Consider the following 23,213-nt stretch of genomic DNA (forward strand, 5'->3'; position numbering starts at 1 on the left):
ATGCGAAATTACTATGCTTGGGCTGACAATGAAGGCAAATTCTGCTCAAGAAAATGGAGGGCACCCTCCGACATCCAGCCCTTTACCATCGATTCCGGATAATGTTTAAGCAGCAGCTCTTGAAAAACCGGATACCGGCCCGGATGCTCGAGTCCGGCGACCCATTGATCAATCCCGTCGAAATCCGAACCAAACATGATGTGCTTCTCACCGCCCAGCTCACAAATTTTCTCGATGTGCGGCAATACGTCCTCCGGCTTCACGCGATCTACTCCGCTGCGGATAAACCAGGGCACAAACGTGATGCCGATCATTCCGTTCAGCGCGATTAATGCCCGTATCTGTTCATCATTCAAATTCCGGGGATGCTGGCAGACGGAGAACGCATTGGAATGCGAGGCTATGATGGGGCGCTGGGTTAGCTCCGCGAGCTCCCAGAAGCCAGCTTGGGACAGATGGGACACATCCAGAATGATGCCTATCGAATGGCATAGCTCTACCAGCTGACGCCCCCGTTCCGTGAATCCCCCATTTCGCTGCTCCAATGCTCCATCTGCAGCCCAGTTCGCATAATTCCAGGTAACCCCCATAAAACGCACGCCCAGCTCAAACAAAAGCTGGACATAATGCAAATTCCCCTCCAGCCCGTCAGCGCCTTCCAGCGACAGAACGCCGAACCGCCCCTGCTGCCCTTGTCCGATCTCTTGAAGTTGTTCCTGCCAGAGCAGGGGCTTAAGATGACCCGGTTTGACGATGCGGCTGCGATAAGTATCGATTTGTGCCAGCACCCGTTCAAAGGACGGTCTCCCCCAGTTCTCCGATAAAAAAACAGCGAACACCTGAAGGGCCAGATCCCCCTCCTCCATGCGCTGTTTCGTTACATCCAATTGCGGGTCATCCACAAAGGAGGCTTGTGGATCTTCCCACATTTTGCTCAAAACGTCACAGTGAAAATCAACCGTCCGCATCGCGCCGTTCATCTCCTTTCTAATCTTGTCACAGCAAAAAGCCTGTTTACACCACGGAGAGTAAACAGGCTAATACCTCAACATTCGAAATTTATCTAGGTTCTACGATCAATTTAATTGCCGTCCGGTCTTCGCCATCAATCACAATATCCGTAAAAGCAGGGATGCAAATCAAATCCACCCCGCTCGGTGCTACAAATCCCCGGGCAATCGCTACCGCTTTAATGGCCTGGTTCAGTGCTCCCGCCCCAATCGCTTGCAGTTCCGCTCCGCCCCGCTCCCTAAGAACTCCAGCGAGCGCCCCTGCAACTGAATTAGGATTGGATTTTGCTGAAACTTTTAATACTTCCATGGTAAGTACCTCCCCTGGGAATGTTGAGTGATGGTTTGCTTCCGCTTACTAGATGTTATTCGTGAGAGGGGAAAAAATTCCTGCTTTTTACCATCCGTTCCTAATTTAATTAAACGGATTCCGCCTTTTTTAATCCATCCGCCATTCGTCTTCGTACATGCGGATTTTCTGTATTTTCCGGGCTCTTCCCGTTTCCTCATCCATATCCACGCATACGGCATGGAACTGCCATTTGCCTTCGTCGACCTGGAAACGAGCAGGAAGCTGGGTTTTGAACTTATACATCACCGCATCGCGCTGCATGCCAAGGATGCCTTCCTTGGAGCCCACCATGCCGGTATCCGTAATGTATGCTGTTCCTCCCGGCAGTATGGTATCATCATTGCTTTGCACGTGGGTGTGCGTTCCGACCACCATCGAGGCGCGGCCTTCCAGATGCCATCCCATGGCAATCTTCTCCGAGGTGGCTTCGGCATGGAAGTCCACCAGAATGCACTTCGTCTTCTGGCGCAGCTCATCCACAATGTCATCGGCGGCGCGAAATGGGCAATCGATCGCTGGCAGGAATGTTCGTCCCTGTAAATTCACGATCGCCAGCTGTTTGCCGTTCGCTTTGATGATCGTGTATCCGCGGCCCGGGGTGCCGGGCGGAAAGTTTGCCGGACGAATCATGCGAGGCTCATCATCGATAAACTCAAAAATATCCTTATTATCCCACGTGTGGTTTCCCAAGGTGATGCCATGAATGCCCCAATTGAAAAATTCATTGGCGATGGCCGAGGTAATGCCGCGTCCTGAAGCTGCATTCTCCCCATTGGCAATAATGATGTTAGGATTATATTTGGACTTCAGCTCCGGAAGGGAAGCCTTCAGAGCTTTACGTCCTGTGCTGCCGACAATGTCTCCGATGAATAATACTTTGATGTCAATCACTCCTTCAGGGATGCTTGTCCTGATTCCCGGCAGGACCGTTCCCGATTCATAAATATCCGAAACTGTATTTTCGGATTTCTTAAAGATAAAAAGTGGCCGGATTGCGGCCACTTTTTAAGGTCCAAACTCTATTTCGCGTAATCCACCGCTCGGGTTTCCCGGATGACGGTGACTTTGATATGACCCGGATAATCCAGCTCATTCTCAATCGTTTTGGTAATGTCGCGTGCCAAGCGGAATGCTTCGGCATCATCGATTTTCTCAGGCTGTACCATGACACGAACTTCACGTCCCGCTTGAATGGCATAGGATTTCTCAACGCCTTCAAAGGATTCGGAAATTTCTTCGAGCTTCTCAAGACGACGGATATACGTCTCAAGCGTCTCTCTGCGTGCTCCCGGTCTGGCAGCGGACAATGCGTCGGCTGCGCCCACCAGCATGGCAATAACCGAAGTTGCTTCACAATCACCGTGATGAGAGGCAATGCTGTTGATAACCACCGGATGTTCCTTATACTTCTTCGCCAGCTCCACGCCGATTTCAACGTGCGATCCTTCCACTTCATGATCCAGCGCTTTACCGATGTCATGCAACAGTCCTGCCCGTTTCGCAAGCACGATGTCTTCGCCCAATTCGCCGGCCATCAGGCCAGTCAAATAGGCCACTTCCATGGAGTGTTTCAACACATTTTGTCCATAGCTCGTACGGAATTTCAGTCGACCCAGAATTTTGATCAAATCTGGATGCAAACCATGAACGCCAACCTCGAAAGTGGCTTGTTCTCCATACTCGCGAATGCGTTCGTCCACTTCCTTGCGGGATTTCTCCACCATTTCTTCGATACGAGCCGGATGAATCCGTCCGTCTGCCACGAGCTTTTCCAAAGCTGTACGGGCAATTTCACGGCGAATCGGATCAAAACCGGAGAGAATAACAGCTTCCGGAGTATCATCGATAATAAGGTCAATCCCTGTAAGGGTCTCAAGCGCACGAATATTCCGGCCTTCACGTCCGATAATCCGGCCCTTCATTTCTTCATTCGGCAAGGTGACAACAGATACCGTGGTCTCAGCTACGTGATCAGCCGCACAGCGTTGAATAGCCAGCGTGATGATCTCGCGTGATTTCTTATCTGCCTCTTCCTTCGCCTGCTGCTCGATTTCTTTAATCATCTGAGCGGTTTCATGACGAACTTCCTGCTCAACATTACTGAGAATAATGCTGCGGGCATCCTCCATCGTCAAGTTGGAGATGCGCTCCAGTTCTGTCGTTTGTTTCTTGTAAATGGCATCGATTTGCTGTTGGGTTTCCTCTATTCGTTTCTCTTTGTTCGCCACTTGTTCTTCTTTACGTTCCAAAGATTCTATTTTTTTATCCAGCGACTCTTCCTTTTGCAACAATCTGCGCTCCTGCCGTTGAATTTCATTCCGGCGCTCGCGAGTGTCTTTTTCAGCTTCGGCTCTGATTTTATGAACTTCATCTTTTGCTTCGAGAACCGTTTCTTTCTTCAATGCTTCTGCTTCCTTCTTCGCACTTTCGACGATCTGCAAAGCGGCATGCTCGGCACTGGAAATTTTAGCTTCTGCAAGGGATTTGCGAATAAAATAACCGAACCCAAAGAATATAGCGGCTACAACGAGAACGATTACGATCCAGATCCATGATTGCATCTGTTCACCTCCTCGTTGGTTCCTCCAAGGCATTCCTTGGGAAATGTTCAATTGTCAGGTTACTCATTCATACATAAAATTTTCCGGCAGTGGAAGCTGCCGTCCATACTGCGCACGCCGTATCACGTACGCAAATTCCGCCTTAGCCAGCGGAATACATTTCACTATGAATAGGCGTTTCAAGAATCTTTCACAAAGTAGTCACTTTTTTGGAAGGAAAAAGGATTCTAATTTATGATAAAAAGATTCATATTTATTTTAGTATTTATAAAAAGATATTGTCAAGGGAAAGCAATGGGTAAACGTCAGTTTCATCCAATGAAACCATTTCTTTCACGAAAAAGTAGCCAAATTGCCCTTTATTCGAAATCTTCCAGCTCGTCGTCCCACTCGCCCTTTTCCTGATCCTCATCAGCCAGACGTTTGAGTACCTGACGCACCTGCTCCCCGCCAAAGCCCCTACGCATTAAATATGCTCCTGTTTTACGTTTGCGATCCAGTATCTCCCCATGGGTTTGCTGCCATTTTTTCCGTCCTACGGCGAGCGCGCTCTCCAATTCGGCATCTGCACTGATCTCGCCCAAGGCCTCGCTGATCAGCTCCGTGCCGATTCCCTTCTGTCTCAGCTCCTGTTTGACCCACAGCCGCCCCTTCTTATGGCTCGTCATGCGCTGCTCCGTCCACATCTTGGCGTATAACGCGTCATCAATCAGCTTGTCCTTCTCCAGGCGCTCCAGCGTTGTCTCCACGCTGCTCGGCTCGAAACCTTTTTGCTGCAGACGCTGGGTGATCTCCTTGGCTGTTCTTGGTTTCCTGGCCAGATGATTCAGCGCCTCTACGTAAGCCCGCTGTCGCTCATCGGCCACGATAATTTCTTCCAGCTCTTCCTTGTGAAAAACATTTCCCTTGAACATCCGGTATTTCAGCATCACATCTTCATGAACGGTCATGAGGTACGGACCAAACGCGATTTGGTATCGGTGTTTGGGCTTTTTCAGCATTTCCACTGACGTTACAACCAAATCCTCGTGATCCGGAAAATGCCCAATACCTGATGATTCTGCCTGCTCCGACATTTCTTTATTCTCTTTTTCCATATGTCGCTCCTCTCACTACCGCACCATTCTGAATATAACCAAGACTGCATCTCAAGTCAGAATTAAATGCAAAGAAGACCGTCTGGCGTTACAAACACCGGACGGTCCTCAACACTGTCATCGTTAACCAGCAATTTTACTACTCAACTTTAAACAACTCTTGCTCTTCTAATTCCTCTTGTTCCTTATCCTTCTCGGAAGGCTCAGGAACAGCCGTGGTCAGATTGCTGGCTTCACGGATTTTGTTCTCGATAACACTAGCAATCTCCGGATTCTCCTTCAAGAATTGCTTCGCATTCTCACGTCCTTGGCCAAGACGGTCACCTGCATAAGAATACCATGCACCGCTCTTATCCACGATATCCAGATCCGTACCGATATCGATCAGGCTTCCCTCTCTAGAGATGCCTTCGCCGTACATAATATCGAGCTCAGCCTGTTTGAAAGGTGGAGCTACCTTGTTCTTAACAACCTTAATCCGTGTGCGGTTACCCACCACATCGTTCCCCATCTTAATGCTCTCAATTCGACGCACGTCCAAACGAACCGTGGAATAGAACTTCAGAGCACGTCCGCCAGGCGTCGTCTCAGGGTTACCAAACATAACGCCGACCTTCTCGCGAAGCTGGTTGATAAAGATGGCAATCGTTTTCGATTTGTTAATAGCACCCGACAATTTACGAAGAGCCTGGGACATCAGACGAGCTTGCAGACCCACGTGGGAATCACCCATGTCGCCTTCAATCTCGGCTTTCGGTACAAGCGCGGCAACCGAGTCAATAACGATGACATCGACAGCACCACTGCGTACCAGAGCTTCCGCAATTTCCAGCGCCTGCTCACCCGTGTCCGGTTGGGAGAGCAGCAATTCATCGATATTGACGCCCAGTTTGTTTGCATACGATGGATCCAGAGCATGCTCGGCATCGATAAATGCAGCCTGTCCACCAGCCTTCTGAACTTCCGCAATAGCATGGAGGGCTACTGTTGTTTTACCGGAGGATTCCGGTCCGTACACCTCAATAATCCGGCCTCTAGGCAAGCCGCCGGTTCCTAAAGCTATATCCAATGCCAACGATCCGCTCGGCACAATCTCTACTTGCATGTGGGTGGATTCACCCAGTTTCATGATGGAACCTTTTCCGAACTGTTTCTCTATCTGACGAAGCGCCATTTCCAGCGCAGCACGACGATCTGACAATTGTTCCACAACCCTTCACTGTTGATAGTCATATCATACCTTGTTTTGACACGTTTGCCAAGCTTTTTTTCGAACATACATTCGTTTTTTTTATTCAGCACCCCTTCCCGTATATGCTCCATGCCTTATGTATAAACAACAAGAACCGTGGCAACATCATTCGATATGCCACGGTTCTTCCGTATTTCCCATTATACTTGGAACCGTTCGTTAATTCAAGAAGAGGTACCAAGCAAGGTGTAAATTATTTACTTTTCTTGAAAAGCGGGTTTCTCTATTCAGCAATACTAAACCTGTTTGGAGGCAACAAGACGCTGCCAAAGCCGGTAGAGCAGCGCCTTCGTTGCACGGAGCCGGATCGTCTCACGGTTCCCCTGGAGGTGCAGCTCGTGCACTTCCGTTTCTTTTCCCCGTTGAGACAATCCGATGTAAACAAGACCTATAGGCTTGCGTTCAGCGTACCCTGGACCTGCCACGCCCGTTACCGATAAACCAAAGTCGCTGTCGGTCACCATCCGGACATGATCCGCAAGCGCTTCGGCAACCTCCGCACTGACGGCTCCCGGCGCATCATCCCCCTCAAGCAGCGCATGCGGGATATGAACAAGCTTCTCCTTGATCTGATTGGTATAACAGATGATCCCGCCAAGGAACATCGATGCGCTGCCGGGGATGGAGGTCAGCGTCTCCGCTACAAGGCCTCCCGTGCAGCTCTCCGCAGCGCTCAGCGTCCAGTTATGATCCGCCATCATATCCACGATGACCTTCTCTATGGGCACATCCTCATTAGCATACATAAATTCAGGGCCTCTCTCCTGGATCCGGGCTTCCAGTTCATTCAGCCGGACCATCGCCTCAGCCTCGCTGGCGGCCTTCGTGGAGATTCGGACGGTGACCTCCCCTTCCTTGGCATACAAGGCGATCGTCGGATCGGTCTGGGCCGTAATCAGGTCTTCCAGGCGCTTATCAAGCGCGGACTCCCCGATGCCTGCGAATTTGAGCATCTTCGAATAGATGGGAAGCTCTCCCGTAAGCACATGCTGCAGAAGCCAAGGCTTGGCCTCCTGCTCAAACATCGGCATCAGTTCTTTCGGCGGTCCCGGCAACACAATATAATGAGTGCCTTCATACGATACCGCGTTCCCGACGGCGAGGCCTGTTTCATTCGGAAGCGGTGTCCCTCCCTCAATGGCCAGGGCCTGGCGCCGATTGTTCTCGGTCATAACGGATCCCCGTTCATGGAAGAAGCGTTCAATCCGGTCCATCGCCATCCGATCAATATGCAATGAACGATTCAGAAAGGATGCGAGCGCATCCTTCGTCAGATCATCTTGCGTGGGGCCCAGGCCGCCGGACAGAAGCACGATATCGGCTCTGCCGCTGGACAGCCGCAAGGCCTCCTTGAGCCGCTCCAGGTTATCCCCGACAACGGTTTGATAGTATACATCGATTCCCATTGAAGCAAGCTGTCTGGACAAATACTGTGCATTGGTATTCACAATCTGTCCAAGCAAAAGTTCGGTTCCAACTGCAATGATTTCTGCTTTCATGATTCGTCGATCCTCCTGTATCTTCTATATCTTCTATATCTTCTATCTCTTCACCAGTACTCGCCTTCACTATGTTCTTACCCTGCGGAAGAAAAAAGCAATAGGATAGCTCCTATTGCCGTTATGCCCCGGTACCTTTGAGCAGGTGCCTGTTCTGGACAAAATATTCGATTCCCGAATAGATCGTAATCATCGCGGCAGCCCAGATTGCAATGACATCAAACGGAATTCCCAAGAATACAAACGGGAAATTATTGATCAGAAGCGCGACAATCGCCACGATCTGAATCACCGTCTTGATTTTTCCTGATTGACCTGCTGCAACGACGGAACCTTCCAGGAGCGCAATTTGTCTCAAGCCAGTAACCGCGAATTCTCTGCTAATGATGACAACAGCAATCCAGGATTCACATTTCCCCATCTCTACAAGCGATATGAGGATCGCTGCCACCAGCAGTTTGTCCGCGAGCGGATCCAGAAGTTTACCCAGGTTCGTCACCATATTGTTTTTCCGGGCCAAATACCCGTCAATCCCGTCCGTGCTTGCAGCAAGTATGAATATCAATGCCGCAATCAATTGGTTGTAAGGAAGGACAAAATCATTCCACACAATAGGAGCCGGATAAAAATCAAAATCCACCAGCAGAAAAATCATCATGACAGGGATCAAGCAAATGCGGGCCAACGTGATACGATTGGGTAAATTCATGGGGCAACCTCCCTTGCAACGGGTTGTCTTGAAATTTTCGCAGACCCCGCGACTGTTATCCAACTGTAATTCAATAGGGTCGCTCTTCCCAAGAGCCTAAAGGGTTCGAAGCGTGAAGCGCTGTCTGTCATATTCATCCCCCAGTAATCTATGTATACGTTAATCCTTATATATCGTTTTTTAGTATAATATTTCCGTTGACACCCTGTCAAAAGAAACAAACCTGTCCATCCAATCCTATATGAGCCGGACGGCGGCGTTTATTTAAAATTGGTGAACTGCAGGTCCAGCGAAAGATCCGCTTTGCGAAGCAGCTGCATGATTTGTTGGAGATCATCCTTGTTTTTTCCGGTTACCCGAATTTGGTCACCCTGAATCTGACTCTTGACCTTCAGCTTGGAATCACGGATCAATATATTGATCTTTTTCGAATTTTCCTGATCGATCCCTTGCTTTAAGGTCAAACGCTGGCGGACGGTGCCCATGGAAGCCGGCTCGATCTTGCCGTACTCCACATTTTTCAGCGACAAGCCCCGTTTCACCATCTTCGTTTGCAAAATATCAATAACGGCGTTGAGTTTATACTCGTCATCGGATGCAATGACCAGCGCGTCCTTGTCCAGCTTCAAGCTGCTCTTGCTGCCCTTGAAGTCAAAACGGTTCTCGATCTCCCGCTCCGCCTGATTAACTGCATTGCTAAGTTCCTGCATATCCATTTTGGATACGATATCAAATGAATTTTCTGAAGCCATGGTGAATCCTTCCTTTCATTTGGCGATAATGCTTCTATTATAGGTAAAACCATGAGCCAAGTCTAATCCTGTACCCGATCAGCAGATGAATGTGGAACGAAAAAGACTCCGCTTATCGCAAGCATCCTGCGAAAACGAAGCCTGTTCCGTCAACTGCTAGCTTTCTCATCATGCACCGGACGGCGGAACATGCTAAGTATACCGAGCAAAATATGTGCCAGTCCAAAGCCTAATATGCCATATCCCCAGTCACTTGGAATCAGGTAATAGCCCAAGAGGCTGACGATAACGCCTAATCCGAATATAATCCAGTTGACCGTCACGAAAGCATCACCTCTTCCAGGAAGTGAAATAACAGCATGCAGCTGCATGCTGTTATGATGGCCCGGAGGAGAGACAATTATTCTACATCCGTGGTGCCTGTCGTGTCTGTAGTCCCTGTAGTGTCCGTAGTGCTGGTGTCCATAGTCCCTGTGGAACCATCTGCCGGCTCCAGCAAGATACGCGACGTTGATTTTCCATCCGTTACGGGCTGGCCGCCAACCGTAATGGTGGTTGCAGCGGAATTCCCCGATTTCACGTAGAGTCCCTGGCTATCCAGATCAAAGCTGAGCGAAGCACCATTCTCAAGCATTTGGAAAGCCAGCTTCTCTCCGGAGGTATTGTAACCACGATACACTTCTACCCAGCTCTTTCCATCGCTGGTTGCCACAATCTCAACCTTCACAGACGAGCCTGTTACCTTAAATACGGTGTTCTTGCCTTCCGTCCGGTCCTGCGTCACCGTAGTTTCTCCAGGCGTTGTATTTCCCGGTTCATCGATGTCCGTGCCATCTGTTCCGTCCGTTGCGTCTGTACCTTCACCGTCTGTGCCTTCGTTCCCCGTATCGTCCGTGGCGTTGTCGCCGCCCTGCGCTCCGTCGCCAGGCGTGGCGGGATCCGTATTGCCTGTGTCTTCCGGCTTCTGCGCTTGATCCGTCTGCGTCTGATCATTATTGCTAACCGGAGGTTCATCCTTAGGTTCATTCGAATTGATTGCCACCAAATAAATGACAACAACGATCAGAATCGGGAATGTCCACATCAGCAGTGTAGGCAGCCATTTCATGTTCCGTTCGGCTGAAGGTCTGGTGGCACGTTTTTGAATAACCGGTTCCATGGTCGCTTCCGGTTCGGATTTAGGCACATCCTGTTTATGGCCTTCAAGCAGTTCGTCCGGGTCAATCCCCACCGCTTCCGCATAGGTTTTGATGAATGCCCGCACGTAAAAACTGCCGGGAAGTACTTTGTAATCCCCTGCCTCGATGGCTTCCAAGTATCGCTTGCGTATTTTTGTCATTTCCTGCACATCATCAAGGCTCATCCCTTTTTGTAGACGCGCCTCCCTTAATTGCTGTCCCAGTTCGGACATGCCATCACCTCCTACTTTAGAATTTCGTGGTCAAAGTCAAAAAAATATTATAAATCGTCACTATAAGAGCCCGTGAACGTATCATAAACGATTTCCTCTTCCGGATTGTTTCGCAATTCGATTATAATGTCGAAATCCTCATAGGAATATTCGGATTCACGAACAAAAATATCCGGATGCTCGATCACCTTCGTGCTCTCCATCCCCATAATATCCTGCAGGAGCTGATAGTGGCGCTCATTCGATCGGATTGTGCTGACAATCCCGTCAATGATAAAAATGTTGTTCGAATTCATCTCGTCCTCGGAGAGTTGACTGCGAATGGTTTGGCGAAGCAGCGTAGAGGAAACAAACGTCCAGCGCTTCATCGCACAGACACTGCCCGCGATAATGGACTCGGTTTTGCCGACACGCGGCATTCCGCGAAGACCGATGACCTGATTACCTTCCCTTTTGAACAATTCACCCAAAAAATCAACAAGTAAACCGAGCTCATCACGCGTAAAACGAAACGTTTTACGATCATCCGAGTCCCGGTCAATATATCGTCCATGTCGGACAGCCAAAATATCCACCAGTTTCGGGGGTCTCAAGGCTGTTACCGTAATATTTTTCATTTTGTTTAACATTTTGCCCATCAGGATAATTTTTTCTTCATCATCCGTTTCCAGCAGCATTCCGCGAGTTTGGCCTTCCACGCCGTTAATTGTCAGTATGTTCACTTCGAGCATACCTAACACGGATGCAATATCACCGAGCAAACCAGGCCGGTTCTTATGTATCTTGTATTCCATGTACCATTGGTTCGATTCCACAAAGACACCTCTTTGCACTTCTTTTCCATCAATATTCGACAAATTCCAGCGAAAATTGCACGCAAAAACTGGTCAAATTAAAAATGGGTCACGTTAATGATATATAAAATAAAAATGAAAGGCAAGTATTAACGATGACATGAAAATTACATTCTTTTTTCTTGACAAAAAGCCCCCGTTGGCGGGGGGCTTTTTGCAAGAAGGTTATGCGTTGTTCTTGGCCAGTTTCACCATCAGGCGCGCGATAACGTGGCGTTCTTCCTCGTTACCTACATCCCACAATTCTTTCAGTGCCCGGTTGGATGAGTTTTGCGGATCAATCTTCTCATCGAGGAAATCACCGATCTCATAAGCCAGCTGAGAAATGGTGTCTTCACTCATACCCGCTTTCTCGGCTTGAACGACGCGCTCGCCCAGAAATTTCTTCCAGGAATCAAAGTTTTTGATTACGGATGACATGAATTAAATCCTCCTTTTGCGTGGTGGCAATTCAGATTTAAAGTAACAATAGTAATATGTCCCCGTAACCAATACCTTATGAGTGGTGAATTGCACCACGAATGACGATCAGGTTACCCAGCCGCCATTCGGGCTGATCACTTGCCCGGTAATGTAGCCTGACTCGGGCAGCGCCAGAAAATACACCAATGAAGAAATCTCATCGGGCTGCGCCAATCTGCCGACCGGAATTTCATCCTCCAGCATGCGAATCTCATCCGATTCCAGATGCCCCAGCATAGACGTATCCACCGCACCGGGTGCAACGGCGTTCACCGTCACGCCTGATGGAGCAAGCTCCTTCGCAAGAGCCTTCGTAAAGGCGTTAACGCCGCCCTTGCTTGTTGAATACAATACCTCGCAGGAGGCACCCGATAAACCCCAAATCGAGGAAACATTGATAATCCTGCCAAACCGCTGCGAGATCATACGCCCCATAAACGCCTGGGAACATAGAAACATCCCTCTCAGGTTAATGGACATCAAAGTATCCCACTCTTCTTCCGTCACGTCGGACAGAAGCCCGTAATGGGATACCCCGGCGTTGTTTACCAGGATATCCGGCTCCATATCATGACTCTGAAGCTTCTCTTTCATGCGCAATATTTGCTCTTTGTCGCGAAGGTCTGCGGATACAGTTAATACCTTAGCCCCATAGGCCATACAGCGACGGGCAACTTCATTAGCCGCTTCATGCGAATTCATATAGTGAATTACCACATTCATGCGTACCGAGGCAAAGCGCTCGGCAACTGCCGCTCCAATGCCTCTGCTCGCACCCGTGATCAGTACCGTCATTTCCCCGATCGGTTTCAATTCTCTTCCCATGTCTTGCTTCATTACGGACTCACAACGATCGATACGGCCAATTGCTCCCAATCGACATGCTCCTGCAGTCGGCGGTTTACATCCTCTAGGGTAATGGATTCATAAACCGGAAGAACCTTGAAGAAATCCGCCCCGCGGAATTGGTAGCGTGTGAATTCATGAGCAATGTTTTCCGGGGAATTGAGCATGCGCAAGTATCCGCCCATTTTCTTTTTGCGGGCACGTTCAAAGTCGGAAGCCTGAAACCCGGTTCCCTTGAGCTTATCCACCTCAGTGCGGATGCGTGCCAGAAGTTGATCCGGATCCTTCGTATCTCCGCCAACCGCAGAGAATGCATACTGGGGTGAACTATTATACTCATGGCCGAAGCTGTCGGAAATTAAATCTTCGTCATATAACTGCTGATACAATTCCGTGCTGGATCCGAAGAGGAGGTCCATCATCAGCTTCGTTGTCAAATCGCGGCGCAGCTGCTCCTCGGCTGTTAAGCCGACCAACTTCTCCTTGAAGCCGAACAGGCATTTCGGCAGCGATACGGCCAGGCGGCTCTCTCTTCGCTTCTCTTCGACTCCCTGCGGCTCCGGATCGAATAAACGCTCAATGGAACCTTGCTTCTCATATGATTTCCCGGCTTGATTCGAACGGATCAGGTTCATCGTTTCCTCGGGATCGACGCCACCCACCACGAATAGCAGCATGTTGCTCGGGTGATAAAATGCGTTGTAGCACGTATACAGATCTTCCTTCGTAATCGTCCCGATGGATTCTACCGTACCGGCAATATCGATATGCACCGGATGCACCTTGTACATCGCTTCGATAAGACCGAAGTACACTCGCCAATCCGGATTGTCCTGATACATATTGATTTCCTGCCCGATAATCCCCTTTTCCTTCTCTACGTTCTGATCGGTAAAGTAAGGGTTCTGCACGAAATTGATCAGCGTCTCCAAATTTTCATGAATGTTCTCCGTAGCCGAAAAGAGATACACGGTCTGGTCAAAGCTTGTAAAGGCATTCGCGGAGGCGCCGTTGGAGGCAAACTTGGCAAATATGTCGCCTTCCGGCTCCTCAAACATTTTGTGCTCAAGAAAATGCGCAATGCCGTCAGGAACGCGAGTTTCGGACTCGCCTTCGACCTTGAAATGGTTATCCACCGAGCCGTATTTGGTTGCGAAGGTCGCATAGGTTTTCTGGAAGCCGGGTTTAGGCAGCACATACACGTGCAGACCGTTATCCATCACTTCGTAATACAGCGTTTCCTGCAGGTTGTCATAATGAATGCTCTCCACCGGCTATTCCTCCTTTTGACCTTTCAGGAAATAGATCGTATCCAGCGAGAATGCCGCAGCGGCCTGCTTCACATCAGCTACTGTAATGCCTTCCACCTGCTGCAGCAGCTCATCCGGCGTACGTTCCCGACCCGATAACGTGCGATTAAAATCATAAGCGATCATCTCAAAGGCTGAATCCTGCATTTCCTTAATTACGTTGCGGATCATCGCTTTCGTTTGGGTCATTTCGATATCCGTAATGGTACCCTTCGCCATGTCTTCGAGCTGCTGGCGAATAATTTGGACGGCCTTCTCAAAATTTTGAACCTCGATGCCGGACTGGATAGTAGCAATCCCTTTATGGCCGTCATATCGGGACGACGCGTAATACGCCAGGCTTTCCTTCTCCCTCACATTAACGAACAGCTTTGAATGCGGGTAACCGCCCAATATCCCGTTATACAAGAGCGCGGCGGCATACTCATCATCTCCGTAAGTAATCGTGCTTCTCAGACCCATGTTGAGCTTGCCTTGATTAATGTCCAGCTTCTCCACGACCGTCTGCGTCTCGTTTGCGGCCGTTCGTGTGGAGGAAGGAACATAATCCTTACTTCCTGTTCTGTTCAGTTTAAAATGCTCCTCCACGAGCTTCTTCACCTCATCCAAACTCGTATCGCCTACCACATATAAATCCAGAACGGATTCATTAAGCCAATTCTGATAGGACTCATACAAGCCTTCCGGCGTGATACCGTCAAGATCCTTCCGTTCTCCTAGCGGATGCAATCGATACGGTTCGTTCTTGCACATGACCTCAATGCAGCGCTCCGCAGCGTAACGAATCTTATCATTGACGATGGACTCCAGCTTCTTGCGGACTGTGTCACGCTCGGTCTGTACATAAGATTTGCGGAATGCTCCATTCTCTAACACAGGCTGGGTGAAAGCCTCGCCCAAAAAAGCAAATGAAGAGCGCAGCAGGCTCTCCGGACTCTTAACAAAAGAGTCATTGATCGTATCCATGCGAAAGTGCACGATCTGATAATCGCCGCGCTTATACACGTCAAATCCAAATCCGGCGCCGTACAGCTGCTCCAGCTGTTCTCGGAAAGCTCGCGTTTCCGGGTAGGAAACGGTCCCTCTGCGTAGCACAAAAGGTGTGAGCGCGGTCGAGGTCACGGTTTCTTCTGCTAACGGACTTCCGGCGTAAAGCGATATCGCAAATGTCTTGAATCGGTTGGTCGGCAATACGTGAATCCGTATTCCTCCGACTGTACCGTGTTCAAATTCCGTTTTCGTCAAGGTCCATATCCCCTTACATCATGGATTGTCGTTGCCAAAATTTACTTCATAGATAACTTTCATTCTAACCCATTGCAAAGTGAAGAAGCAACCGAAGACAGGCCCCGGTTGCTGTTGTTTACGGCTTACATACAGAAGATATGTTGACCGATGGTTTTGACTTGAGGACGGGTCCATATCCATGGCGAGGTGGCCGTTTTCGGATTAAAATAGTACAGACAGCCCCCTGTCGGATCCCAGCCGCTCAGCGCCTGCTGTACCGCTTTCTTCGCCTGCTCGTTCGGTTCAAGCCATATTTGACCGTCGGCTACTGCGGTAAAGGCTCTCGGCTCAAATATAACCCCATGCGGCGTGTTCGGGAAGCTTGGTGATTTTACCCGATTGAGAATAACCGCCGCTACGGCAACCTGGCCTTCAAACGGCTCTCCGCGCGCTTCGCCATATACGGCATTGGCCATGATTCTCAAATCGTTCTCTGAAAGGCCCATTGAATCAGATGATGCTAGGTTGTTATTGCCGCTTTCTTTGTTTGCTGAACCGCCACCGCCGGCTCCGGCCGCTGCACCGCCGCCGCCTTCATGAAGCTTCGGAGCGGTTGGACGGAAGTCCTTGGTAGCATTATACAGTTTAAGCTTGACCTTCGGACCTACGATACCGTCGACCTTCATGCCAAACTCCGATTGGAACCATTTAACGGCTCCTTGGGTTTTGGAACCAAATACGCTGTCGATTTTCCCATGATAAAAGCCCAGGTGTTTCAGACGGCCTTGCAGCTCATACACATCTTCGCCGGTAGAACCGAATTTGATGGTCTGCTGGCTAAACGTTGGCAAAGCTTCCTGAAGATTCGAATGATCTGCTTTAAGGCCTCCCTGAGCGAAGACAACGGCAGATAACAGAATCGCAATGCTTATCAGAATCCAGATTCTTGAGTTTTTCATGCTGCGCTCTACCTTTCTCTTGTGGTTTAACAAGCCTCGCTACGGTTATTATGACAAGCCTGCCAGTTTCCTATGCACCTGTTCCCGAGAGGAGCGGATGAAGACAGCACATCATCACAGCACAAAGAGAGCTGTCCCTCAAAGGAACAGCTCCTGATGTTTGGAATGGATTTCATTGATCATACAAGGATTTATCCATATGTTCTGCCAAGCTCTACACACGCCATAACCAACGCGCCAACCCCATGAAGATCATTCTCGCATTGCTGCCTTTCCACATAATGCTTATAATCGCCGACACCTGTCCCGATGCAGATCTTGGGCATAACCAGATGTCCCTGACCATCCATATATACGGATTGAGCCAGGCCGTTAAATCCGTGTCTTGCATGCGAGATCAAGGAAGAATCCAGATAACCGAGACGGATTCCTTTGGCCAAGGTATATATGAAGAGACTGGAGCACGAAGTTTCCAGCCAATTGTCCTCACGGTCCCCTTTATCTATAACCTGATGCCACAGCCCGGTAAGCGGATCCTGATAACGCACCAGCGCCTCACTTAATTCACGGAGCACGACAGCCAGTTCTTCCCTCGCCGGATGATCCTCAGGCAGTAAATCAAGGAACTCCACGATCGACAGCGCATACCAGCCTAACGCGCGTCCCCAAAATTCCGGGGATTGTCCGCTAACCGGATCAGCCCAAGGCATCGTTCTGCTCTCGTCCCAAGCATGATAAAATAACCCGGTTGCCTGATCCTTGGTATGGGAACGCATCAGCCTCTCCTGGAACAGCACCTCATCAAATAAATGCGGCTCGTTATACTGCTGTGCATATTTCATCGTGAACACGCCGCCCATATATAAGCCGTCCAGCCACATCTGGTAAGGATAGCGATCCTTATGCCAGTATCCTCCTTCCGTGGTCCGATTCAGCGTAGATAACAGACGGAGCAGCTTATCCGCGGCAGCCCTGTACCGATATTCGGGAAATACAGCATCCAGCTCCATCAGAAGCAGGCCCGCTTGCACGGAATCCAGCTCCCCCCGCTCCAACAGCAGATTCCCGTTGGGATCCACCAGATGATCGACATAACCCTTTACGTAATCCAAAAACTTTGACTCCCCGCTAAATTTCCATAATTGAGACATACCCACCAGAAATACGCCCTGGTGGTAATGCCACCGCCCTGCGGGCGGCAGCTGCTCGGGCGAATACGTTTCCATGATCGATTGGCAAGCCTTGGTGCCGAGTTCTAAGGGTGACAAGGTCCGATGTTCTTGCTGCTGAGTGGGATTGGACATAGGTGCGCCTCCTCTTTTTTCTAATCATGTTCCAACGACTCACGCTATAAAATGACGCCATCCTTAAAAATGGATATTTCCCGGAAGCCGTTGCGTTCATTTCTCGTCTGTTCAACGCCCGAGGCTAATTGGACAATATGATTCATGAGTTCCTCATGAAGCTCATCCATGCCTTTACCTTCCAGCAAAGCACCTGCATTAAAATCAATCCAATGTTTTTTGCGAGCGGCCAGCTCGGAATTGGTCGCGATTTTGACGGTTGGGACCGGGCCACCAAACGGCGTCCCCCTCCCTGTCGTGAACAGCACGAGGTGGGCGCCCGATGCAGCCAAGGCCGTAACCGATACGAGATCATTGCCTGGCGCTTCGATCAGGTTTAACCCCGGCTTTGTTGATCTCACGCCGTAACGGAGAACAGCGGATACGGTGGCATTTCCCCCTTTTTGCGTGCACCCCAGCGATTTCTCTTCCAGGGTTGTGATGCCGCCGTCTTTATTCCCGGGCGAAGGATTTTCATAGATTTCCTGTCCGTGCGATACGAAATATTGCTTGAAATTGTTAATCAGCATCGTAATATCCTTGAACACCTGTTCGTCGGCGGCCCGGTCCATCAGGATCGTTTCGGCTCCAAACATCTCCGGCACCTCCGTCAGTAAAGCGGTGCCGCCGTGAGCGGTGATGGTATCCGCAATGCGACCCGCCAGCGGATTGGCTGTAATGCCCGACAGACCGTCCGAGCCGCCGCATTTCAGTCCGATCTTCAGCTTGGATAGTGGAACCGCCGACCTTTTGAAAGTCTCTGCATATTGAACGAGCTCCGAGATGAGGGACAACCCCTCCTCCAATTCATCCTCCATGTCCTGAGCACGCATATATTTGATCCGTTTCCCATCCTGCTCCCCAATCATGGCCTGCATTTGATCAATCTGATTATTCTCGCAGCCGAGCCCGATAATAAGCACGCCTGCCGCATTGCCATGCTGGGCCAGGGACGAGAGCAGACGCTGGGTATGGTTTAGATCATCACCAAGCTGCGAGCAGCCGTAGGGATGCGGGAAGTGATAAACCCCGTCAATGCCTCTCCCTTGAAACTGCTGCCCGGCCATGCGCGCTAACAGCTCGCAAGTTTTGTTAATGCAGCCAACGGTGTTGATGATCCAAATTTCGTTGCGGATCCCAACCTCACCGCTCGGTCTGATATACCCCTGGAACGTCGGAGATTCCCCCATAACAGTCGCCGAATCTTCAGGTGCTGCTTTTGCACCAGGCTTATACTGATACTCCACTTCACCGGAAAGTCCAGTCTTCAAATTATGAGTATGGATCCATCTCCCCGGCAAAATGACTTCCTTCGCCAGTCCTATCGAATAGCCGAATTTTAGTACATGGCTGCCCGGCTGTATCAAGCGAAGAGCCACCTTATGACCTTTTGGCACATTCTCGGTTAACTCGATCGCATGCTCCTTCCCGTTCAAAAGCCCGATGGCATGTTCTCCTGCCGACAAAGGACGAAGCGCAACACCGACATCATCCTTGTTGTGAAGTATAACGATGTCGCTCATGTCTCGATCAGCTCCATTTCTTCGATATAACGGCTTACCACTTCATGAAGATGGGATATCCGGTTCAAATCCTCGCCCCATAAAGCCTGATTGCCAAGAATGGATGCCACAAGCTGACGTATACTCCATTCCCCGTCTTCTACCTTTTGCCACGCTTGATAAAATGTCATCAGGCTGTCCGGATCATCTCTCAACAGCATCTGTTCACCATCAAGACGCATTCCGTACCACTGCCCCTCTATCGATTTGGCATGATACAGACGGATCAAGGAGGCCAATCCCCGTGTCATGAGGCTTGGGAGCGTACTGTGCGAACTGACATATTCCTTTAAGCTTGGCAAAAGCCTCACCTTGAACTTGGAGATGCTGTTCATGCCAATATCCTGGAGCTTGTGCCGAAGAAAGGGATTGCGGAATCGCTCCCATACGGTGTCGGCATATGCCTTGACCTCTTCCGGCGGGAGAGGCACCAAGGGGACGATCTCTTGCAGCATTGCGCTGCGAATGTCTTCTCCCCATTCCGTGCTCTCTGCGATCTCTTTCACTTCAGTGAAACCGTGAAGCAAGCCGATGGAAGCCATTAGGGTATGGGTTCCATTCAAGATCCTTACCTTTCTCACCTGGTACGGGGTCAGATCGGATACCCACCTTACCTGGAGACCCGCTGACTGTAGTGGCAGCCTGGACTCCAATGACGGGTCGCCCTCAATAGCCCAGAAATAATAGGGCTCCGCCGTGTTCAACAATCGGTCTTCATAACCCCATTTGTCAAAATAGCGCTCGGCCTCTTCCGGATAACCGGTTACGATCCGGTCCACAAGCGAGTTCAGAAACAGGTTGCTCTCCTCGACCCAGCTCCGAAAAGCTAACGAAAGCTCCCAATCCTCAGCATGCCGCAGCACAATCGATCGCAGGATATCCCCGTTTCGTTCCAGCAGCTCGCAGGGCAGGATCAACAGCCCCTTATGCGGCGAGCCCTCATAATGCTCATAACGCCGATATAAAAGCATGGTCAGCTTGGCGGGGAATGACATCGGCGGTTCCGACGGATTCCAGTCACTGCGCTGATAAGCGAGACCAGCTTCCGTGGTATTGGAGACTACGATCTCCAGGGAATCCAGCTCGGCGACGCTCAAGAAATGCTCCCATTCGGCATAGGGGTCAATCATCTCGGAGAACACCGTGATCCATAACTCATCCTCAAACTTCCGGCCATCCTGCAGCCCTCGGGTCAGCAAGCCGTAAATCCCTTCCTGCTCCCGCAGCTGCTCCAGCTTGCGCCGTCCCCCGGGTCTTGGCTGACTGACGGCAACGCTCCCTTGGAACAACCCCTGCCGGTTGCATTCATAGATCATCCAATCGAAGAAACCTCTTAGAAAATTACCCTCGCCTATTTGAAGCACTTTAACGGGGTAGTTCAACATATCCAACTGATGCTGCTGTTGTAATGGTAAGGAATCCCTTCCTATCAGCTTTAACGCTCGGCCGCGGTCTGTGTTTGCATCCATGCTCTATCTCCCTTCCGTCCGGCCAAATCGGAAATAACGCTCAGCGTTGTTGTAACAAATATCCTGTACGATCCCCCCGAGCCATGGAAGATCATCCGGCGCCTCTCCCCGTGTAACCCACTCTCCGAGGAGATTGCATAGAATCCGCCGGAAATACTCATGCCGGGTATAGGATAAGAAACTTCTGGAGTCGGTCAGCATGCCGACAAATCGGCTTAACAGCCCCATATTGCCGAGTTTGCTCATCTGGTCGACCATGCCGTCCTTGGTATCGTTGAACCACCACGCGGATCCGAACTGGATTTTGCCCGGAATGCCGTCGCCTTGAAAACTGCCGATCAGTGCTGCGAGAATATCGTTATCGCTTGGGTTAAGCGAATAGAGAATCGTTCTCGGAAGTGCCCGCTCTTGATCAAGCCGATCCAACAGCTTCACGAGTGGTACCGCGATTGGACTATCATGAATCGAATCATAGCCGGTATCCGGGCCTAGTTCTCGGAACATCCGGGTGTTATTGTTGCGCTGGGCGTTAATATGAAATTGCATGACCCAGCCGAGTTTCGCGTAAACTTGGCCCAGATAAAGCAGCGTATACGTTTTGAATTGCTCCTCTTCCTGACGGGAAACCCGCTCCCCTTTAAGCGCTTTCAGGAATATGTCAGCCGCTTGTGTCTCCGTAACCTCCTGATAAGGCACGTAATCCAGCGCATGATCGGATACCCGACCACCAACGGAATGGAAAAACTCAGCCCGCTGCTCAAGTGCCTTCAGGAATGCCGAATACTCCGTAATCTCCATCCGGCTTCGCTCCGCCAACAATTTCACCCACGGAAGGAATGTCTCCCGGTTAATCTCCAGCCCTTTATCCGGACGGAATGATGGGAGCATCTGAAATCCGGCATCGCCTTCCTCCGCCAGCTTGATATGATATTCCAAGCTATCCGTTGGATCATCTGTCGTACAGACCACTTTGACGCGGCTTGAAACGATCAATCCCCTGGTTGTCAAATCATGTTCCTGCAGACGCTTGTTTGCCGCTTCCCATATCTGCGGAGCGTTCTGTTCATTAATGATATCCTTAATGCCGAACAGTCTTTGCAGCTCCAGATGAGACCAATGGAATAACGGATTGCCGATCGTCATCGGAACGGTGCGCGTCCAAGCCAAGAAGCGGTCATAATCGCTCACACCCGGTCCGCCCGTAATGTATGCCTCTTCCACTCCAGCGGCTCGCATCGCCCGCCATTTATAGTGATCGCCGTTAATCCACGCTTCGGTCAAGTTCTCAAACCGGTGATTGTCAACGATCATTTGCGGACTCAGATGACAGTGGTAGTCGATGATGGGCATGTCTTTTGCATAATCGTGGTACAAGGTACGTGCAGTCTCGTTGTTAAGCAAAAAATGTTCATCCATAAAAGGTCTCATGTTAACACCGCCCGTTTCTGTAGATTTATCTACTATGTTACGGCATCATCAGTTGGATTTCTTCACGTTTATTGCGAATTTGAGGGATTATTCAACATATCTTGCTTTGTTTTAGTCAGTAGAAGTTGTTACAATATAACTAATGAGTTGAAATATACCTCACCATGAAGGCATTGAAACGAAGCGGGGGCGATTATGATATCCAGCGATACCCATACCGTAACCTACGGGGAAGAAGAAGGGGAATTTTACTACCATCGCATTCATCGCACAAAGCCCTTTGAACGAAATAACCATTACCACGGAACCTATGAAATCTACTATTTGGTTTCTGGCGAGCGCAATTATTTTATAAAAGAAAAATTGTACACCATTCGGGCGGGTGACCTCATTCTCATCAATAAATTCGACGTTCATAAAACGTCGGGTCAAGGCGATCCGGAGCATGAACGTATCGTCATTAATTTTAGCGATTCTTTTCTCGGGAAAGGCCACCCGTTGCTGGTATCCGGATTGCTGGGCATGTTTAATCAGGATCGGCCGCTGCTGCGTTTAACCGTTCCAGAGCAAGCGATCATCATGCAAATTTTGAACAAAATGGCCGATGAGATCAGAGAAGGTTCCGCTTCGTACGAGTACATGCTGCAGGTGCTGCTTACGGAGTTATTAATCAAAACCTCTCGGTTAACCCATTCCGCCTCGCTGCCTGCCCACACTTCCTTGAATCCGCTCCATCAGAAAATCACGGACGTCGTTAAGTTTATTCACGCCCATTATGCAGACAAAATCACGCTGCAGCAATTATCCGAAACCTTCTACATCAGTCCGTTCTACCTGTCGCGGATATTCAAAGAAATTACGGGCTTTACAATCATTAATTATCTGAACCTGACCCGCATTCGCGAGGCGCAGCGCCTTCTGACGGATACGGACCTAAAAATCGTGGACATCGCCGAATCGATCGGTTTTGAAAGCCTTACGCATTTTGACCGAACCTTTAAGAAGATAATGAAGATGACGGCAAGTAAATACCGCAAAATGAATAGCATCCCGTGAACCAACAAAAAAGGAAGCGATCAACCCAAAATTTGGGATTGCTCGCTTCCTTTT

The 23,213-nt window shown here is 49.8% G+C and carries 22 protein-coding genes; 1 reads left to right on the plus strand and 21 read right to left on the minus strand.

Annotated features, from left to right (window positions below; all coding sequences use genetic code 11):
- Positions 1–11: 11 nt before the first annotated feature.
- From OHJ21_RS12930 to uxaC, 21 genes are all read right to left on the minus strand, one after another.
- Positions 12–968 carry a dipeptidase gene (locus OHJ21_RS12930; protein WP_486020232.1) on the minus strand — a complete coding sequence of 319 codons (957 nt, stop codon included), beginning with the start codon at positions 966–968 and terminating at the stop codon, positions 12–14.
- Between the two features lie 91 nt (positions 969–1,059).
- Positions 1,060–1,320 carry a stage V sporulation protein S gene (locus OHJ21_RS12935; RefSeq protein WP_006211249.1) on the minus strand — a complete coding sequence of 87 codons (261 nt, stop codon included), beginning with the start codon at positions 1,318–1,320 and terminating at the stop codon, positions 1,060–1,062.
- A 129-nt stretch (positions 1,321–1,449) separates the two neighbouring features.
- Positions 1,450–2,253, minus strand: coding sequence for a TIGR00282 family metallophosphoesterase (locus tag OHJ21_RS12940; RefSeq protein ID WP_100539449.1), 804 nt, complete (start codon positions 2,251–2,253; stop codon positions 1,450–1,452).
- A gap of 128 nt (positions 2,254–2,381) precedes the next feature.
- Positions 2,382–3,923 (minus strand): ribonuclease Y, encoded by a 1,542-nt coding sequence (gene rny, locus OHJ21_RS12945; protein ID WP_127592470.1) that lies wholly within the window; start codon positions 3,921–3,923, stop codon positions 2,382–2,384.
- Between the two features lie 359 nt (positions 3,924–4,282).
- Entirely contained in the window at positions 4,283–5,020 is a 738-nt protein-coding gene (locus tag OHJ21_RS12950; RefSeq protein WP_326113002.1) for a regulatory protein RecX, read from the minus strand.
- Positions 5,021–5,159: 139 nt separating this feature from the next.
- Positions 5,160–6,221, minus strand: coding sequence for a recombinase RecA (gene recA / locus OHJ21_RS12955; protein WP_326113726.1), 1,062 nt, complete (start codon positions 6,219–6,221; stop codon positions 5,160–5,162).
- Between the two features lie 287 nt (positions 6,222–6,508).
- Positions 6,509–7,771: a competence/damage-inducible protein A gene (locus OHJ21_RS12960; RefSeq protein ID WP_100538012.1), complete on the minus strand. Its 1,263-nt coding sequence runs from the start codon at positions 7,769–7,771 to the stop codon at positions 6,509–6,511.
- A gap of 121 nt (positions 7,772–7,892) precedes the next feature.
- On the minus strand, positions 7,893–8,480 hold the full coding sequence (gene pgsA / locus OHJ21_RS12965; RefSeq protein WP_113058685.1) for a CDP-diacylglycerol--glycerol-3-phosphate 3-phosphatidyltransferase: 588 nt from the start codon (positions 8,478–8,480) through the stop codon (positions 7,893–7,895).
- A gap of 260 nt (positions 8,481–8,740) precedes the next feature.
- Positions 8,741–9,232 (minus strand): YajQ family cyclic di-GMP-binding protein, encoded by a 492-nt coding sequence (locus tag OHJ21_RS12970; protein ID WP_100538014.1) that lies wholly within the window; start codon positions 9,230–9,232, stop codon positions 8,741–8,743.
- A 149-nt stretch (positions 9,233–9,381) separates the two neighbouring features.
- Positions 9,382–9,555: a DUF4175 domain-containing protein gene (locus OHJ21_RS12975; RefSeq protein ID WP_146746999.1), complete on the minus strand. Its 174-nt coding sequence runs from the start codon at positions 9,553–9,555 to the stop codon at positions 9,382–9,384.
- Between the two features lie 77 nt (positions 9,556–9,632).
- The gene (locus OHJ21_RS12980; RefSeq protein WP_486020233.1) at positions 9,633–10,643 is read right to left on the minus strand and encodes a RodZ domain-containing protein; all 1,011 of its coding nucleotides are present in this window, start codon (positions 10,641–10,643) and stop codon (positions 9,633–9,635) included.
- Between the two features lie 47 nt (positions 10,644–10,690).
- Positions 10,691–11,458, minus strand: coding sequence for a DUF3388 domain-containing protein (locus tag OHJ21_RS12985; protein WP_100538016.1), 768 nt, complete (start codon positions 11,456–11,458; stop codon positions 10,691–10,693).
- A gap of 204 nt (positions 11,459–11,662) precedes the next feature.
- Complete coding sequence (locus tag OHJ21_RS12990; RefSeq protein ID WP_100538017.1) at positions 11,663–11,917, minus strand: DUF3243 domain-containing protein; 255 nt, start codon at positions 11,915–11,917, stop codon at positions 11,663–11,665.
- Between the two features lie 108 nt (positions 11,918–12,025).
- Positions 12,026–12,796, minus strand: coding sequence for an elongation factor P 5-aminopentanone reductase (gene ymfI / locus OHJ21_RS12995; RefSeq protein WP_071220144.1), 771 nt, complete (start codon positions 12,794–12,796; stop codon positions 12,026–12,028).
- Entirely contained in the window at positions 12,796–14,076 is a 1,281-nt protein-coding gene (gene yfmH / locus OHJ21_RS13000; protein WP_100538018.1) for an EF-P 5-aminopentanol modification-associated protein YfmH, read from the minus strand. Before yfmH ends, ymfI begins: the two co-directional genes overlap by 1 nt.
- Before the next feature lie 3 nt (positions 14,077–14,079).
- Positions 14,080–15,360: an EF-P 5-aminopentanol modification-associated protein YfmF gene (gene yfmF / locus OHJ21_RS13005; protein WP_326112996.1), complete on the minus strand. Its 1,281-nt coding sequence runs from the start codon at positions 15,358–15,360 to the stop codon at positions 14,080–14,082.
- Positions 15,361–15,485: 125 nt separating this feature from the next.
- Positions 15,486–16,301: a spore cortex-lytic enzyme gene (gene sleB, locus OHJ21_RS13010; protein WP_127592477.1), complete on the minus strand. Its 816-nt coding sequence runs from the start codon at positions 16,299–16,301 to the stop codon at positions 15,486–15,488.
- A 191-nt stretch (positions 16,302–16,492) separates the two neighbouring features.
- Complete coding sequence (locus OHJ21_RS13015; protein ID WP_486020234.1) at positions 16,493–17,605, minus strand: glycoside hydrolase family 88/105 protein; 1,113 nt, start codon at positions 17,603–17,605, stop codon at positions 16,493–16,495.
- A 44-nt stretch (positions 17,606–17,649) separates the two neighbouring features.
- Complete coding sequence (locus tag OHJ21_RS13020; protein WP_486020235.1) at positions 17,650–19,167, minus strand: UxaA family hydrolase; 1,518 nt, start codon at positions 19,165–19,167, stop codon at positions 17,650–17,652.
- Positions 19,164–20,675, minus strand: coding sequence for a tagaturonate reductase (locus tag OHJ21_RS13025; protein WP_486020236.1), 1,512 nt, complete (start codon positions 20,673–20,675; stop codon positions 19,164–19,166). The genes OHJ21_RS13020 and OHJ21_RS13025 overlap by 4 nt, the downstream gene beginning before the upstream one ends.
- Positions 20,676–20,678: 3 nt before the next feature.
- A complete protein-coding gene (gene uxaC, locus OHJ21_RS13030; protein ID WP_100538024.1) occupies positions 20,679–22,103 on the minus strand; it encodes a glucuronate isomerase in 1,425 nt (474 codons plus the stop codon).
- Positions 22,104–22,298: 195 nt separating this feature from the next.
- On the opposite strand from uxaC, the gene OHJ21_RS13035 reads away from it, so the two are divergent.
- Positions 22,299–23,159, plus strand: coding sequence for a helix-turn-helix transcriptional regulator (locus OHJ21_RS13035; protein ID WP_100538025.1), 861 nt, complete (start codon positions 22,299–22,301; stop codon positions 23,157–23,159).
- Positions 23,160–23,213: the final 54 nt, after the last annotated feature.

This window comes from Virgibacillus sp. LDC1, from assembly GCF_025792345.1.
GTDB lineage: Bacteria > Bacillota > Bacilli > Paenibacillales > Paenibacillaceae > Paenibacillus_AQ > Paenibacillus_AQ lautus.